Origin of the sequence: Cupriavidus sp. L7L (assembly GCF_004353535.1) — a bacterium.
Lineage (GTDB): Bacteria > Pseudomonadota > Gammaproteobacteria > Burkholderiales > Burkholderiaceae > Cupriavidus > Cupriavidus oxalaticus_A.
The window spans coordinates 1-17360 of sequence record NZ_SMNY01000006.1; the positions used below are offsets into that span (position 1 = coordinate 1).

Consider the following 17360-nt stretch of genomic DNA (forward strand, 5'->3'; position numbering starts at 1 on the left):
CCGTCAGCTTGAACCTCGACCGTGCCGTGCTGGGCATTGGCAACCTGCGCAATCGTCAGCGTGTCCCCGTCGGGGTCGCTATCATTGGCCAGAAATTGCGCCGTGTTGATGATGAACGGCGTATTCTCATAGCCAGAGAAGCCGTCATCGACCGCGACCGGCGTGGTGTTGATCTTCTCCAGGTTGACCGAGGTGGTGGCCGTGGCAAAGCCACCGGCGCCATCGGCGATAGTGTAGGTGAAGTGCCCCGCCGCGCCTGGAAAGCCCCCATAGCCCGGATCCGGCAGGAAGGTGACCGAGCCATGGGCGTTCAGGCGCACGGTACCGTGCTCAGCATCCGCCACGCCAACAATGCGCAGGTCGTCGTGCGGGTTATCGATGTCAAAGTCATCGGTCAGCAGCGCCGCAGCCGTCATGGTGATGGCCACGCCCTTGCGTCCGTCGACGATGTTGTCGTTGGCGATCGGGGCGTCGTTGACCGGCGCCACATGGACGGTGGCCGTCGCGGTCGAGACGCCACCGACACCATCGCTCACCTCGTAGGTAAAGCTGGCCTCGCCAAAGAAATCCTGGTCAGGCACAAAGCGAATGGAGCCGTCCGGGTTCAGCGATACGGTGCCATGGCTGGCCTTGCCCACCTTGGTGATGGCGAGGGCATCGTGCGGGTTGTCCACGTCACGGTCATTCGCCAGCAGCGCGGCCTGCTCGATGGTGAGCGCGGTATCCTCGCTGCTTGCGATGACATCGTCCGTCAGCCGAGGGGCATCGTTCACGGGCGCGAGGTCGATATCGACCCGGCCGGTCGTCTTGGCTCCGTGCGGATCGGCTACCGTGTACTCAAAGCTGGCCGCCCCGAAATAGTCCGCGTCGGGAATGAATTGGACCGAGCCGTCCGGATTGAGTCGTACCTCGCCATGCAGCGCATTGCCCACCGCCACCAGCTTGAGCGATGACTGCGCGTCATCGACGTCCCGGTCATTCGCCAGCAGGCTCGCGGCGCTGAAGGTCACTGCCTCATCCTCAGTGCCGCCGAACTGCTCGCCGGTGACGATGGGTGCATCGTTCACCGGGGCAAGATCCACCATCGCCATGGCTTCGGTGTAGCCACCGGCACCGTCCGTCACGGTATAGAAGAAGGTCGCCGTACCGTAGAAGTCCTGCTCGGGCACGAAGCGGATCTGCCCGTCCGGCAGCAGTTCGACGGTGCCGTGCTGGCCGGCCCTCACCGAGAACACATTCAGGTCGCTGCGTGGATTGTCGACATCCCAGTCGTTGTTGAGCAGCGCCGCCTGCTGGATCAGCAGCACGGTATCCTCGTCGGTGCTGACGGTCTCATCGGTGACGACCGGGACATCGTTGACCGGGCGGATCTCCAGGGTGACGGTGGCCGGCGTCAGGCCGCCATTGCCGTCAGACACCCAATAGGTGAAACTGGCCGGCCCGAAGTAGTCGTGATTGGGCAGGAAGCGGACGTTGCCGTCCGCGTCCAGCTTCACCAGCCCGTGCTGGGCCTCGGAGACCGCCACGATACGTAGCACATCGCCCACCGTGGGCGAATCGACGTCGTAGTCGTTGGCCAGCAGCTGCGCCGAGGTCAGCAGGATCCCGGTATCTTCGTCGGAAGCGACGTTCTCGCCCGCGGTGACCGGCGCATCGTTGACCGGGGCGATGTCCAGGTTCACCCGGCCCATCGATTGCAGGCCATACTGGTCTTGCACGACGTAGCGAAAGCGGGCCGGTCCCCAGTAATCGGCGTCCGGGGTGAATCGGATGCGTTGCACGCCATCGGCATCGATGGCCAACGACACGGTACCGTGCTCGGCGCCATAGACCGAGATCAGGCGCAGCGGCTGCGTGACCGTGTTCTTCGTGGTGTCGTTGGCCAGGATGATCGCGGTATCGATGACATAGCGCGTGTCCTCGACGCCGATCACCTGTTCGTCGGTCACATCGGGAGGCGCCAGGCGGACATCGTCGCCAGCCTGCGGTGGCTGGGATGCGCTGTCCTGCGTTGAGACGGCGCCACTGGCCGCGGGGATCGGCTCCTCGACATGAGGGACGGACGTGACCTGGCTCGGCGTGACCGCCACCGTCAGCACATCAGCAACACTGTCGGCCTGCGTTCGCCTGCTGGCCGGCAGGGATTCGACTGGGACGGGCACAAACGCCGGCGCCGCCGGCGAGGCCGCTGTGTTGCCCGGCCCCTCCGCCGGCAGGTGGCTGATGGTGTTGTTCCCGACCGTATCGACGTTACCTGCGCCAAGTTGACTGTCATCCAACAGAGCGGCATCGGCCGGGACTGCCACCGCACCGATGCCCACGCCGATCAGGGCACCGGTGCCGGCGAGGGGACTTTGCGCGCTCTTGATCCACTCGTTACGGACGGCCGCGAAGGCGTCGGCGGCCGTCGCCGGCGGCGCGCTGGTGAGACGCGGATCATTCTGCCGGATGGTGGCTACCGTCTGCGGCTGGCTGGCGCTGGTCTGGCCGGATGAAGCCAGCCGCGCATCGCTCTGGTCCACGCTGGTTTGCGTAGTCTGACCGACATCCGACTGCGCTGCACCGCTGCTCACGCGAATATCGTCCGCGGCGATCACGTCCTCCGCCAGCGCCTGCTCATGCCGGCGGTCGCTTCCCGTACGGACCTGGTCGCTACCCTCGTCCACGCCCATCTCGCCGCTGGCGTTATCATTGGCAACACCGCCGTGCGTGTGGCCCGCCTCGCCCGTATAGTCGTGGGTGACCACCGCGTTGAGAACGGTCTCGCCGCCTTCCTTGGCGTGCAGCATGCCGGCAAAGGCATCGGCCTTGCCATCCCCATCGATATCGGCAAATGCGGCTTGGTAGTAATCGCCACGCACGTCAGCGGCCAGATGCTGCTCCGTGATCGCGAGAGCGCTGCCATCGGCCGCGCGCAGCACAGGCGGCACACTGGTGAAATCCAGGCTGGCGATCCCCCGGTCCAGGAACGAGGCGAATTCGCCGTCGTCGGTCTGGCCATTGCGGTTCACGTCCAGCCAGATTCCGAGGGCCTTGAAGGCCGGGTCGTCGGCATCAAGCCTGCCGTCATGGTTGACGTCGAGCCACTGCAGGCTGTTGCGCGCATGCGCCGCGGCCGCATCGTTGGTCAGGATCTCGTTCTGCCCGATGAGGCCGTCGCCATTCAGGTCGATCGACAGGATGCCCTGGTTGGCCTGCACCCAGTCGGTCTGCTCGATGTAGGCATCCAGATCGACGTTTCGGCCGATACGGCCGGTGTTCACACTGGTCGGCAGCTCCGGCTTGAGGTCGACCGTCAGCGCCGTGAAGTTCTGGTGGATGCCGTCGGCATCTGCTTCGGGCAGCCCGGCAGCTTCGTCCGGCTGCTGCCAGTCCGGGTTGTGCAACTGCTGCGCGACTCGCGCCCGGTTCTCGTCAATACTGCCTGTAGTCGGCGCCGTCAGTGCGCCGTGCTCGTTCATCGCCGCCAGCACAGTCTCGGCTTCCCATGCTGGCACGACCGCCTTGAGCGCATGGGCCATGAATTCCTCTGCCAGGGAAGCTTGGCCTTCCTGGTTGCGGCTGCCGGCGCTGTCGAAGTATCGCGTCTGCTCCTGCCCGTTCTCGTCGATCCACTTGAGGTACAAGTGACCGGCCGCAGCATGCCCGAAGGTCACGGACTCGTTGCCCCAGTACCCATCCGGATCGTAGGCATAGCCGATGGTTGGCAGGCGCTGCGGAATGATGGCATACAGCGGATTGCCGTCGGCGTCGACCTGGCTGACCAGCGACTGCTGCATTCCATTGACGAGATTTTCCAGCAGCTTCGTCGGCGTAGCGCCGCCTTGCTCGGTGTCCACGGTGGTCAGGACGTGAATGCTGCCATCCGGGTTCCAGACTGCCGTGGCCTCGCCTTCGAGGGTCGGCAAGTCCTTCTCGGACAGGAACGAGCCAATATAGGCCACCGCCACCGCAGCGAAGGCAACGGGTCCGGACCAGCTAGAGTACGCCGCAGTGGTAGCCAGTGCAGAGGCAACCACGCCCAGGGACGCGCTAGCTACGTGGAACCCGTTGCCGTCATCGATGGCAATGGCGAGTGAGACGAGGCTCGCTACCACGGCAACGTAGCTGGCATACTGGGCAACTTCGCTCCCCAACTCCATCAGCGAGCCGGCCGCAGGGGATTCCGACAGAAAGGCCGTGACACCTTGATCCCGCAAGATGCCAGCGTATAAGGCTGCGGCCTGGCTCGCCAGGTTCAGACTCGAGGCGGCGATGCCAAGGCCGTTGCCATCCTCGATCGCCGTGACCAGGTTGAGACCGGCGGCCAACGCATTCAACCCTGAGGCAGTGCCGCCGGGAAGACCATTGAGTCCCGTGGCCTTGTCCAGATTCGCGAGAAGCGCCGCGGCGGCAACGACAATGGTTTTGGTATCGCCGGACTCGATCGCCTGAAGCAGCGACAGCATGCTTTGGATCGCACCCAGGCCACTTTGGTCGGCCGCGGCGTCGGACCGGTCGTCTCCCGCGCCGGGGTCATAAGCGCCGTCCTGCAACCCCGGCTCATAGGTATCGTCAGGATAGACAGGAACACCATTCACCTCGCCGATGGGCGTCAAACCGAGTATCGTCGCTGGATCCGGAACTGCTCCAGGGATCGGCTCAAAATCAATACCGGCCGTGCCGTAGTCGTCCACTAGGCTCGTGGCATACCCGCGATTGGCCATCGTCGCGTCAAGCTCACCAAGCAAGGTGCGTGCGTGCTCAGGCGAGATATCCCCATTCCGGACGGCCTGTTCTACCAGCTGGGCCATGACGGCGGACGTCAGTAGATCCGCGGGGACCTTGACGACCACGTACTGCTCCGGGTCAAGCCCTTCAGGCAACGGCGCATCACTGATAAGGCCGTTCCGTCGAAGCTCGTCCACCATCGGATCGGTCTTGGGATATGCGGCGCCGCAAAAGAAATCGCCCGGCTGGGTGGTGTCCCCGGCCTTCTCCTTGGCCAGGTCCCACATCTTTCCCATGGCACCATTGACGCCGGCATGCCCTGTGGCGTCGGGAATTGGGTACACCTTCCCCTGCGCTATCCCCATCAGGGTGCCAAGTGCGGAATTGCACGCCATGTTATTGCTGGCGTTGTTCGGCGTCATCCAGTCAGCCAACAACGGCAGCGCGCTCTTGATGGAGTCGCCTGCTGCACCTGCCATGCCTTTGAAGGTGCTGGTGTCCCACTCGGTATGGCCGTTGTCGTAGTAGACCTTGCCATCCAGTTTCACCGGAGTAGCGGACTGAGGCTGCAGCTTGTTCTCGTTGGCAAAGTGCTGGAACTCGCCGGCCCGGGCGTTCAGCGCGTCACGGGTATTTTCAATCTGCTGGCGCTCCAAGTCCGACAGATTCCGACTATTACTTAGCCGTTGTTCGTACTGCCTCGCCATGTTGTAGCCTTGCTTGGCGGTGTCGAGGAAGTCGTTGTATTGCTTGACGGCCGCGAGTTCGCCGAGGCGAGCTTGGATGATTTGTTGATCCGTTGCCCCTGCCCCGGGTTTCCGTAGGTCCGCCACTCGTTCCCTCGCCCGGTCAAGCTGAGCATCGAGCCGCGCTAAGTCATTTCGCCACTGTGCAATTGGTCCCGCCATCACTCATCTCCAAGTTTCAGCGCGATGCAATCTTCTAGAGTTGGGCGCCAAGCCTCGAGCTTGGCGGCAAGCGCTTGGCCGTCTGATGATTCCAATTGACGCCTTAGTTTACGCAACACGATCCACGGATCCGCTTGTGTGATGAATTGGCTAGCCTGAACCTGCCAGCAGTAGTACCTTGTCCAATTCGTGGCGCTGGTCATCCCTTGCCGTGCTAGGTAGACTGCAACGGAACTTGCTCCGTCATATCCAGCGCGGGCTGCCTTGACCGAAGCCTCGAACCCTGCCTGCACGTCCTTTGGAAATCCCTGAATGCCGGTCATGAGGAAGAAGCCGACACTGCTCAGACATCCCGGGTGTTCGAGTTCCGCACCGCGCCGCCAATACGCCAGGGCTTGCTCCCGATACTTGGCCCGTTCATCGTCTGACCCCATGTTGCTGAGTTCGGGGTACAAACACATCGCGCCCGCGTGCCCACCCTCCGCCAACTGGGAGAGTCGAGCCAACGGCTTCTTGATCTCATAGCGAATGCCGGTTGACGGCTGAAGGATTTGCAAGGTGATGTAGGCCAGTTCGTAGCCATCCCTCGCCATGGCGAGCCAGTCAGCTTCACGGCGGTTGGTACCATCCTTCCCCATATATTTGGGCGTCCCGGTGTTCCATTCGCGGATCTCGTTGAACAAATCTCGCTCGTATTGCGCGCGGGTCTTGGCCGGAAGGACTGCCGCCTTGGCATGGTCAAAGGGCGGCAGATCATGTCGCTCCCGCGAGTAGGCATACAGCGCCATCCCGCCGAGCAAGCCTATGGCGCCTGCGATCAGGGCTACCTTGCCCAGGCCGTTCAGTAGTCTTTTCATGCCGCTAGCCTTCCAGGTTCATACGACAATGTGTTTACGGTTCGCGCTCTCGCCTCCCTTGCTAGTTCGGCACCGTAACGAGACCGCGTTCCGCCCGCAATAGGGTTTTTGTGAATTCACGTTTATTCACTTTTCTTGCGCCAGGGCCGGCATCCGCCGATAGGCAAGCGAGCGGCATGTCATGGCAAAGCTCCATCATCTGGGTTTCGGCATGGTCCCACTCGGTATGGCCGTTGTCGTAGTAGGCCTTGCCATCCAGTTTCACCGGAGTAGCGGACTGAGGCTGCAGCTTGTTGTCGTTGGCAAACTGCTGGAATTCGCCGGCCCGGGTGTTCAGCGCGTCACGGGTAATTTCAAGCTGCTGGCGCTCCTGGCTTGGGCGATCTGTTGGGAGGTTGCCCCAGCAGTATTGCCGAGGGCATCCACACGGTCCGTCGCCTTTACAAGTTGGGCACGCAGTTGTGCTTCTTGGCTGCGCCACTGTGCAATCGATCCCGCCATCACTCATCTCCCAGCTTCAGGGCAACACATTCGTCCAGTGTCGGGTGCCAAGTCTCGAGTTTGTTGGCGAGCGCATCGCTGTCAGACCTCCCGGATTGATTTCTTAGCTTCCACAAGGCATCTCTAGGGTCCGAATGGCTGCTGTACTTGCTGGCCTGGGTTTTCCAGCAGTAGTACCGCGTCCAGTCCTTGGCGCTGGTCAACTCTTGCCGGGTGACGTAAACCGAAATGGAGACGGCACCATCGTATCCAGCGCGAGCCGCCTTGACCGACGCCTCGAACCCTGCTTGCACGTCCTTTGGAAATCCCTGAATGCCCGTCATGAGGAAGAAGCCGACACTGCTCAGGCATCCTGGATGTTCGAGTTCCGTGCCCCGACGCCAATACGCCAAGGCTTGTTCCCGATACTTGGCCCGTTCATCGCCTGACCCCATGTTGCTGAGTTCGGGGTACAAACACATCGCGCCGGCGTCCCCACTCTCCGCTAATTCGGAGAGGCGAGCCAACGGCTTCTTGATTTCATAGCGAATGCCGGTTGACGGCTGCAGGATTTGCAAGGTGATGTAGGCCAGTTCGTAGCCATCCCTCGCCATGGCGAGCCAGTCCGCTTCACGGCGGTTGGTACCATTTTTCCCCATATACTTTGGCGTCCCCGTGTTCCATTCGCGGATCTCGTTGAACAAATCTCGCTCGTATTGCGCGCGGGTTTTGGCCGGAAGGACTGCCGCCTTGGCATGGTCAAAGGGCGGAAGATCATGTCGATCCAGCGAGTAGATATACAGCGCCATCCCACCAAGCAGGACAATGGCGCCTGCGATCAGGGCTACCTTGCCCAGGGCCTTCAGTAGTCTTTTCATGCCGCTAGCCTTCCGGGTTCATACGACAATGTGTTCACGGTTCGTGCCTTGATGATCTCAACCGGCGCTGGCGAGTCGCGACGGTGCGATCCAACGTCACCAAGCTGGCAATCTGTGCATGACTTCCCGCCACCGGCGAGTAGCTTTGCATTGGGCACCACTGCGCTTAGCACCACGCCGTCGACTTGATGGCCACCACCGTGCGGCCCCGCGGCGAACGCCTCAACTCGGGACGAAACTGAATTGGCAGAAAACTCGCATGCTGCCGACTCCATGTTCTTGCTTTTTTGCGGAACGACGTCGTCGTGTCGTCAGCGGCGTGGGCAAACCCATACGCGGATTGCAAATCCAGCGTACCTATACTTTCGCCAGAGAACCATCGGACGATTCTGAATCTTTTTTCGGAGATCCAATATCAGATATAAGGGCGATTATGCGCGGTAGAGGCTTTACTCTCGCCCCCTTGCTAGTTCGGCACCGTAACGAGACCGCGTTCCGCCCGCAATAGGGTTTTTGTGAATAACATTTAACGCTTATTCACTTCTGTCATGGCGAAACTTAATCAGATGGGTTTCGGCATGATGTCGAGCCGCTACGGCCAGGAAATCTGCCTACCAATTTCCAAGCGGACTTCTCGGAGAAAATCGGATGTTCTATGCCTCTATTAGGACTCGCGCAGCGCCGGCGTCGCTCGCGCTGCACGAGTCGCCGGCCAAGCAGCGTGGCCTATCGCAAAGAAGCCGAACGGCTGAATCAGCCAACGGAACATGGCCGCCAGTACCGACAACGCGTAGGCCGTGGGGCGGGACGGACGGCCCTGCGCAAATGGCCGCTACCCAGGCGAGGTGCGTGGCCGGGACGGTCCCAGCCGCGCTTGTGCCTGGTCGGCCGGCGTAGAAAGGCGCGGTAGGCCATTGCGTCCCCGGGAGTGAGCGACGACAGCGGACGCTTGCGCTCGACGAGCGCCCACAGGAAACCCGCGAACAGCGCCGCTGAATGCGTCCCATGAAAGGGCACCTCATTACAGACTTGATAAATCAACTTATTGACTGAATAACCGCTAATCAGCACTTCTTCACGGGAAAAACCCTAGGTTTCCTCCGCTATATAAGTAATGATCTTGACGTATAACCACGCATCAACCATAGTCCGTCCAGCCCAGGCCAGGGGCCGGTCCGGAGGGCCTCGCCGCTTGTTGAGCGTTCAAAAAGAAATTGGTGAAGGAGACACAGAATGCAGCACATTGATGTACAAAAGCTGGCCGACAACGCCCGCTTTAACCGATTCCATGCGCGTGTCCTGGCCTGGTGCCTGCTGGTGATCATCATCGACGGCTATGACATCGCCGTTGCGGGTGCCGCGTTGCCTTCGATCATGAAGGAGATGGGCGTCACCGCGTCGACGGCCGGCTTCATGGCGAGTTCGGCGCTGTTCGGCATGATGTTCGGCGCCATCTTCCTGGGCGCCCTGTCAGACCGGATCGGCCGGCGCTGGACGATCTCGCTGTGCGTGTTCCTGTTCAGCGTGTTCACCGCGGCCGCGGGCCTGACCAGCGATCCGGTTACGTTCAGCGTGATGCGGTTTATCGCCGGCCTTGGCATCGGCGGCGTCATGCCCAACATTGTCGCGCAGATGACGGAATACTCGCCGCGCAAGATCCGCAGCTTCATGACCACGGTGATGTTCTCCGGCTATGCCATCGGCGGTATCCTGGCCGCGGTGATCGGCAAGCAGTTCATTGCCGGGTTTGGCTGGCAGATCGTGTTCTTCGCGGCCGGCGTGCCGGTGCTCCTGATCCCGTTCATCCTGAAGACGATGCCGGAGTCGCTGTCGTTCCTGGTGTCGCGCCAGAACGAAAAGGACCTGCGCGCCCTCGCGCAGCGCATCGACCCGCAACTGCGCCTGGATGCCGGCGCAACCTTCCGCGTATCGCAGCAGGACCGCGCAAGCGGCGTGCCGGTGGCCCGCCTGTTCCAGGACGGCCGCGGCTTCAGCACGGTCATGTTCTGGATCGCCTTCTTCACCGGCCTGTTCATGGTCTATGCGCTCAGCACCTGGCTGACCAAGCTGATGGCGATGTCGGGCTACAGCCTGGGTTCGGCGCTCAGCTTCGTGATCGCGCTGAACGTAGGCGCGGTGGTCGGTGCGATTGGCGGCGGCTGGCTGGCCGACCGGTTCCATATCAAGTGGGTGCTGGTGGTGATGTATTTGCTCGGCGGGGCGTTCCTGTACCTGATGACGTTCAAGACCTCGACCGAGATGCTCTACCTGCTGATCGGCGCGGTGGGTGCCTGCACTACCGGCGCGCAGATCGTCGCGTATGCATACAGCGGCCAGTTCTATCCGGTGTCGATCCGTTCGAGCGGCGTTGGCATGGCCTCGGGCATCGGGCGGCTCGGCGCCATCGCGGCGCCGGTACTGATCGGGCTGATCGTTTCGCTGCAGCTGCCGCTGGCGCAGAACTTCCTGGTCATCGGCGCGGCGGGGATCGTCGGTGCGCTGGCGCTGTCGTGCATCAACCATCGGCTGTCGGCATCGGAACTGCACGCCGATGCCGCGGCAAGCGTGGCGCCGGCTTCGGTCATGCCGGGCGTGGCTGAAGCGCGCAGCTGACGGCGTCCTGGCGGCGCGCGGCGCGACTGCGCGCCGCGATAAGGAAATGGCGGGCCGGCTAGATGCCGGGCCCGCCATTGTCATTGGAGGTCAGTCGACCGCGTCGACGATAAAGCGTCGGGTAATCGTTACGCCGGCCCGCACGCGGCGATGCCGGACCGCCCACACGACCGCACGCATGGCCTTGCCGCCGTGGGACTCGACCATGCGCGTACACCGCTCCAGCGCGGCATCGTCTGGAAAATAGCGAAGCTCTGCGGCACTGCCCAGGATCACCGCAATGTCCAGCGCGGATTGCTGGCGCATGGCCAGCGACAGCAGGCGGCTGAGGCGGCGTGTCACCGCATTGGCGTCGCCGGGCCATTGGCGCCTTGCTTCGGCCTGGATGGTCCGGGCCGCGGCACGGATGTGATGGAGCATGTCGGCGATGCCCATTTCCGGCTGTGTTGACCGGTGGGGTCGCGCGGCTTGTGCCACTTCCATGTTCTGTGTCCTAGCTGGCCGGCGGAGCAACCGCTCAGCGGCCGACGAAGCGCGCCGGGCGGTCGACGGTGGCGACATCGCCTGCATGGTGGAGCTTGATGGTCATGGCCGAGCCTTTTGTAGCAAGAGTCCGAAGAATACTAGGCACGCCTTACTTATACGTCAATATCATTACTTATATTTATCTATGTATCCGCTTCATGTCCATATTTCATCGGCATAAACGCAAAAATAACAATCATGATCATTGCGCAAATAGTGCCGAAGAGAGCTACAGCATACATTGTGGCGGATCCCGCCAGGGCTCAGGCCGCCACCCTTTCCCTTCGCCCCGCGCACGTGTGTGCTCCCCGCCGCTTAGAATAGGCACACCCATGGCAAGCCCACGGCGGCCAGTGTCAGACCCACACCATGACCAAACCAGACTCCACGTACGACCCGTCCGACGCAGCCGTCCATAACCGGCTGTTCTTCCGTCTGTTCCAGGCCGGCAATACGCTTGACCGGCAGACCAGCAAGTCGCTCGGCATTACCACCGTGCAGTGGTCCGTGCTGGGGGCGCTGTCGCGGCCGCAGGTAGCGGAAGGCATGTCGTTCTCCGAACTGACGGAATACCTTGTGGTGAGCCGGCAAAGCCTCGATGGCGTGCTCAAGCGGCTGGAGCGGGAAAAGCATGTCCAGCGGGTTGCCGACACGGTGGACCGCCGCGCCAAGAAGGTCGTGCTGACGGCAAAGGGACGCGAGTTCTGGAACGGCCTGCAACCCAGGATCTATGAGTTCTACCGCCAGGCACTGGCGAGTTTCGGCTTCGACGACAAGGTTTCGCTGGTCCATTTCCTGAACCAGCTCAACGCCGGCCTGGCCGGCGTCCATATGGAGGCGGCCCCCAGCGCGCACGCGCCGGAGGAACCGGCACGGTCCGCGTAGGACCGGCCACGGTGTCGCGATGCTCGACACGGCCAGCAACGACATCCGTAGCGCCGCCGACACCCGCCGGGCTATGACAAAATAAGCCACGCACCGCCCCGCTTCCGTACCGCCTTGCCCGTCCCGCGACATTGACCCAGTTCACCGCCACCGTCCCGATTTCACTGGTCAACGGCTTCCTGTCCGGTGCCGACCCTGCCGCCATGGCGCGGCTGGCGGAGCGCGCCGGGATCCCGGGCGGCCTGTTGCAGGCCCCGGCCGCGCGCGTGACCGAGGAACAGTTTTCCACGCTCTACCGCGAACTCGCGATGGAGCTGGACGACGAGATGCCCGGCATCTTCAGCCGGCCGCTGCGCAACGGCACGCTCAAGTTCCTGTGCCTGAGCCTGCTGGATGCGCCGCGGCTGGAGGTGGCGCTGCACCGCTTCGGCCAGTTCTTCCACCTGATCCTGGACGATTTCCGGCTCGAGTCCGGGCGCGAGGACGGCATCGGCGAGGTCGTGCTGCATGCCGACCCGGCCGGCCCCGGCGTCAGCGCGCTGGGCAGCGAGCTGATGCTCAAGCTGGTCCACGGCGTTGCCTCCTGGCTGATCGGCAAGCGCATCCCGCTGACCCGGGTGGAGTTCGATTTCCCGCGGCCGCCGCGCGCCAGCGATTCGCTTTACCTGTTTCCCGGCCCGGTGCAGTTCGGCGGCCGCCAGACGCTGCTCAGGTTCGACGAGGCCTACCTGGACATGCCGGTGCGCCGGCGCAAGGCCGACCTGCAGAAATTCCTGGCGCGCGCGCCCGAGGACTGGATCTTCGTCTCGTTCGAGGAACAGATGGTGTGCCACCATGTGCGCCAGTACCTGGCCGAATGCCTGCCGGCGACGCCGACCATCGAAGCGGTGGCGCAGGACCTGCACTTCTCCGTGCGCACGCTGTGCCGCCGGCTCACCGCCGAGGGCACCACCTTCCAGGCGATCAAGGACGAGGTCCGCCGGGACATTGCCATCCAGCGGCTGACGCGCACCACGGACGCGATCGCGCAGATCGCCTTCGATATCGGCTTTGACAACCCTACCGCCTTCCATCGCGCCTTCCGCAACTGGACCGGCAGCACGCCCAAGGCCTACCGCACCATGCCCGCGAGCGCCTGACAAATCCTGCCACCCGGCCGGGGCCCGCCAGCCGGTGCGCATTCCCGCGCGCCGGTTTGCGCAGGGCGGCAGGTTTCGTCAATGAATGGGCAGCTTTGGATAGCCGCGGCCGGCGCTTCCCGCGTTACGATCTCGTTAATCACCGATCACGGCCCGCATTGCGGCCAGGCGCCATGGCTTGCGCGCCACCCAGGAACAAAGACGTACCAACGTACAGACAGGAGACATCCATGACCTACCGTGCCCCGCTCAAAGACATGCTGTTCGTGATGAACGAGCTCGCAGGTCTTGAAGCTGTCAGCCAGCTGCCCGGCTTCGAGGAAGCCACGCCGGAAACGGCCGGGGCCGTGCTCGACGAAGCCGCCAAGTTCAACGAACAGGTATTGGCGCCGCTCAACCGCACCGGCGACCTGGATCCGAGCAGCTGGAAGGATGGCGTGGTCACCACGACTCCCGGCTTCAAGGATGCCTTCCGCCAGTTCGGCGAAGGCGGCTGGCAGGGCGTGCTGCATCCGCAGGAATTTGGCGGCCAGGGCCTGCCCAAGCTGATTTCTACCGCCTGCATCGAAATGCTGAACAGCGCCAACCTGTCGTTCGCGCTGTGCCCGCTGCTGACCGACGGCGCCATTGAGGCGCTGCTGACCGCCGGCTCGGACGAACAGAAGGCCACCATCCTGCCCAGGCTGATCAGCGGCGAGTGGACCGGCACCATGAACCTGACCGAGCCGCAGGCGGGCTCGGACCTGGCCGCGGTGCGCACCCGCGCCGAGCCGCAGGGCGACGGTACCTACAAGGTCTTCGGCACCAAGATCTTCATCACCTACGGCGAGCACGACATGGCGAAGAACATCGTCCATCTGGTGCTGGCCCGCACGCCCGACGCGCCCGAAGGCGTCAAGGGCATCTCGCTGTTCATCGTGCCCAAGTACCTGGTCAACGCCGACGGCAGCCTGGGCGAGCGCAATGACGTGCACTGCGTGTCGATCGAACACAAGCTCGGCATCAAGGCCAGCCCGACCGCCGTGCTGCAGTTCGGCGACCACGGCGGCGCCATCGGCACGCTGGTGGGCGAAGAGAACCGTGGCCTGGAGTACATGTTCATCATGATGAACTCGGCCCGCTTCGCCGTCGGCATGCAGGGCGTCGCGGTGTCCGAGCGCGCCTACCAGCAGGCCGTGGCGTATGCGCGCGAGCGCGTGCAGAGCCGCCCGGTCGACGGCTCGGCGCGCGAGGCCGTCACCATCATCCACCACCCCGACGTCAAGCGCATGCTGATGACGATGCGCGCGCTGACCGAAGGCGCCCGCGCCGTCGCCTACGTGGCGGCCGCCGCCAGCGACACCGCGCACCAGCATCCGGACGCAGCCGTGCGCAAGCAGAACCAGGCGTTCTATGAATTCCTGGTGCCGGTGGTCAAGGGCTGGAGCACGGAGCTGTCGATCGACGTCACCAGCCTCGGCGTGCAGGTGCATGGCGGCATGGGCTTTATCGAGGAAACCGGCGCCGCGCAGCATTATCGCGACGCCCGCATCCTGCCGATCTACGAAGGCACCACGGCCATCCAGGCCAACGACCTGGTCGGCCGCAAGACCCTGCGCGACGGCGGCGCGGTGGCGCGCGCGATCTGCGCGCAGATCGCCGCGACCGAGGCCGCGCTGGGCAAGCATGGCGGCGCGGCCTTTACCGCGGTCCAGGCGCAGCTGGCCAATGGCCGCGCGGCGCTGGAAGCGGTGGTCGAGTTTGTGGTGGCCAATGCCAAGTCGGACCCGAATGCCGTGTTCGCCGGCAGCGTGCCGTACCTGAAGCTGTGCGGCATCGTGTTCTCGGGCTGGCAGCTGGGCCGGGCCATGCTGGCCGCGGATGCAAAGCGCGCCGAGGATCCGAACTTCCACGACGCCAAGATCGCCACGGCGCATTTCTTCGCACAGCACATCCTGTCGCAGGCAACGGCGCTGCGCGATGCCGTCGTCGGCGGTGCCGCGCCGGTCAATGCGTTGACGCCGGAGCAGTTCTGACCGCGCTTCAGCGCGTAGCGTAGTAGACACAGGCGGCCTTCGGGCCGCTTTTTTTATTGCGCGACTGGAGGTCGTTCCCCTAGCGCTTTGCTGCCAGCTCGCCGTCCAGCACTGTCAGGATGTGGTACGCGGCCTCCACCCGCGCCGGCACCGGCATGTTCTTGTTGCCGAGCATGACCAGTCCGATGCGCTTTGCCGGCACGAACACGACGTATGCGCCAAACCCGTTGGTCGACCCGGTCTTGTTGACCAGCACATCGGCGCCTGGCGCCTGCGGCGGCTCCAGCCTGTCGACCTTGTTGGCCTCGAACACCATCTGCGGCGAGCTGCCCGCCAGGATGGCGCTGACCGGCGTCGGATAGGCATACATCTCCCATCCCAGCCCCTGCACCATGCCGCCGACCTTGAAGTAGCCGGTACGCGTGGTGGCGATGGCGCGCTGCATCCTGTCGTCAAGCCCCGCCGGCGCCATGTTGGCCTCGACGAAGCGGATCATGTCGGCAGACGTGGTCTTCACGCCGTAGGCCTCGGAATCCAGCACGCCCGGCGTCACGCGCGCCGGCTTGTCGTCCTTGGTATAGCCCCACGCGTAGTCCGGCATCAGCGGCTTCGGCACCCGGATATAGGTGCGCTTCAGGCCGAACGCCGGAAACAGGGTCTTCTCCATCAGGTCGTCGAACGGCTCGCCCAGGCTGCGCGCGGCGAGGTAGCCGAACAGGCCGATGCTGGGGTTCGAGTAACGCCGGTGGGTACCGGCCGCGTACGCCGGTCGCCAGGCCTTGAAGTAATCGGTCATTGCCTGCGGGCTGTCGACCGTCTCCGGAAACTGCAGCGGCAGGCCGCCGGCCGCATAGGTGCCAAGGTCGAGCAGGCTGGTCGTGCCCAGCGCGCTGCCGGCAAGCGCAGGCAGGTACTTGCCGGCGGGATCCGACAGCGACATGAGACCGCGCGCCTGCGCGTAGCCCGCCAGCGTCGCCGTGAAGGTCTTGCTGACCGAGCCGATCTCGAACAGGGTCGACTCGGTGACAGGCTTGCCGCCCCGCTTCGCCGTCACGCCATAGTTGAAGAAGTACTGCTTGCCGCCGGCCGTCACCGCGATGGCCATGCCCGGCACGTTGTGCGCCTTCATCATCGGCGCGATCGCCTCGTTGACGGCGCGTTCGAGCTGGCGCGGGTCGGCCTTGTCGGCGGCGTACGTGGCTGGCGTGCACAGGAGGCCGGCGGCGGCAAGCGCCGCGAGGCGCGTGGGGGCAAGGGTCTTCATGTCAGGCAGTGGCAGGAATGTCGGCAATCCGCGAGGAATATACGCATGTGAGCGCGGACCGCACAATGCCGTGCAGGCTGGTCCGGCGCTTAAGCCGGACGTTAGGACGCCGCTTCGGGGTTGAAGCCGAGCGCGGCGCTGACCACGCGGGCCTCGTGCCGCACGGCGGTGCCGACCGGCCCGTCGATCGACGGATCGAAGCCGCCGGTGGCGCCCAGCGCTGTCAGCACCGCGCACACGCGGCCGGTGTAGTCGCGTACCGGCGCGGCCACGGCGCTGATGCCGGTCAGGTTGGTGTCGCGCACCCAGGCGCAGTCGTCGGCCTGCACGGCGCGGCGCAGCGCGCCGATCGGGTCGTCCCGGTCGAGCGATGCCAGCCGCGCCGGGCTAGCCTCTGCCAGTTCTTCCGCCGCTTGCGCCTGCACCCGGGTTTCGTCGAGCAGGCCCAGGAATACGCGCCCGGTGGCTGACCACAGCAGCGGCATCACCGACCCCGCGCGCACGTTCACCGTGACCGGCAAGCCCGGTTCTTCAAAACGCATGATGGTCGGGCCCTTGTTGCCCATCACCGCGACAAAGCACGTCACTTCCAGCGCCTCGCGCAGCCGCACCAGCGAGGCTTCGGCCAGCCGGATCGGGTCGGCCTGGCGCATCGCCGCCATGCCGATCTGCAGCGCCTCGTAGCCCAGGTGGTACTGCTGCGTGCCGGATTCCTGCGCAACCAGCCCCTCTTCCAGCAGGCTGACCAGGTAGCGATGCACCTTGGCCGGGCTTTCGTCGATATGCGCGGCCAGCGCGGTCAGGCTGGCGCGCCCGCCCAGTCTGGCCAGCCCCTTGAGCACCGCCATGCCCGTGACAGCGGACTGCACGCGCTGGCGGCGCTCCCGTGCGCGGGGCGAGGCGGCGTCGGCAGGCGTTTCGGGGGCGGCGGGCTTGGAGCGGGATGCGGGCATGGCAGTGGTGTTGGCAAAGGCAGGCAGATTAGGCCACGCCTTGGTCGGGCGGCGGTAGGGCGAGCGGCCTCAGGTTAACCCTCATTCAATGATTACGCAATGCGTATAAGATTTACGCAAAACAGAAATTCAT

General features: G+C 64.1%; 11 protein-coding genes and 1 pseudogene. 4 read left to right on the forward strand and 8 right to left on the reverse strand.

The window, feature by feature from the left end; translation table 11 throughout:
• The 5 genes and pseudogenes from E1J61_RS05700 to E1J61_RS38160 form a co-directional block, all read right to left on the reverse strand.
• Nucleotides 1-5618, reverse strand: a 5618-nt coding sequence (locus E1J61_RS05700; protein ID WP_133093165.1) for a cadherin-like domain-containing protein, incomplete at its 3' end; no start/stop codon positions are given.
• Nucleotides 5618-6475 carry a hypothetical protein gene (locus E1J61_RS05705; protein WP_133093166.1) on the reverse strand — a complete coding sequence of 286 codons (858 nt, stop codon included), beginning with the start codon at nt 6473-6475 and terminating at the stop codon, nt 5618-5620. The genes E1J61_RS05705 and E1J61_RS05700, both read right to left, overlap by 1 nt.
• A 61-nt stretch (nt 6476-6536) precedes the next feature.
• The gene (locus E1J61_RS05710; protein WP_133093167.1) at nt 6537-6983 is read right to left on the reverse strand and encodes a hypothetical protein; all 447 of its coding nucleotides are present in this window, start codon (nt 6981-6983) and stop codon (nt 6537-6539) included.
• Nucleotides 6976-7833, reverse strand: coding sequence for a hypothetical protein (locus E1J61_RS05715; protein WP_133093168.1), 858 nt, complete (start codon nt 7831-7833; stop codon nt 6976-6978). The genes E1J61_RS05710 and E1J61_RS05715 overlap by 8 nt, the downstream gene beginning before the upstream one ends.
• A 691-nt stretch (nt 7834-8524) precedes the next feature.
• Nucleotides 8525-8805: pseudogene (locus tag E1J61_RS38160) on the reverse strand (integrase); the annotation flags it as partial.
• Between the two features lie 261 nt (nt 8806-9066).
• Here E1J61_RS38160 and E1J61_RS05725 point away from each other — a divergent pair.
• Entirely contained in the window at nt 9067-10446 is a 1380-nt protein-coding gene (locus E1J61_RS05725; RefSeq protein ID WP_133093169.1) for an MFS transporter, read from the forward strand.
• Nucleotides 10447-10536: 90 nt separating this feature from the next.
• Here the strand turns inward: E1J61_RS05725 and E1J61_RS05730 are convergent, their stop codons facing one another.
• The gene (locus tag E1J61_RS05730; RefSeq protein WP_133093170.1) at nt 10537-10929 is read right to left on the reverse strand and encodes a hypothetical protein; all 393 of its coding nucleotides are present in this window, start codon (nt 10927-10929) and stop codon (nt 10537-10539) included.
• 411 nt (nt 10930-11340) lie between these two features.
• Between E1J61_RS05730 and E1J61_RS05735 the strand changes: the two genes are divergently transcribed.
• From E1J61_RS05735 to E1J61_RS05745, 3 genes are all read left to right on the forward strand, one after another.
• Entirely contained in the window at nt 11341-11856 is a 516-nt protein-coding gene (locus E1J61_RS05735) for a MarR family winged helix-turn-helix transcriptional regulator (RefSeq protein ID WP_133093171.1), read from the forward strand.
• Between the two features lie 203 nt (nt 11857-12059).
• Entirely contained in the window at nt 12060-12995 is a 936-nt protein-coding gene (locus E1J61_RS05740; RefSeq protein ID WP_133093331.1) for an AraC family transcriptional regulator, read from the forward strand.
• Between the two features lie 230 nt (nt 12996-13225).
• Entirely contained in the window at nt 13226-15010 is a 1785-nt protein-coding gene (locus E1J61_RS05745; RefSeq protein WP_133093172.1) for an acyl-CoA dehydrogenase, read from the forward strand.
• Nucleotides 15011-15089: 79 nt separating this feature from the next.
• Here E1J61_RS05745 and ampC read toward each other — a convergent pair whose 3' ends face one another.
• Nucleotides 15090-16274: a class C beta-lactamase gene (gene ampC / locus E1J61_RS05750; protein WP_133093173.1), complete on the reverse strand. Its 1185-nt coding sequence runs from the start codon at nt 16272-16274 to the stop codon at nt 15090-15092.
• A gap of 101 nt (nt 16275-16375) precedes the next feature.
• Complete coding sequence (locus tag E1J61_RS05755) at nt 16376-17227, reverse strand: IclR family transcriptional regulator (RefSeq protein WP_133093174.1); 852 nt, start codon at nt 17225-17227, stop codon at nt 16376-16378.
• Nucleotides 17228-17360 lie beyond the last annotated feature (133 nt).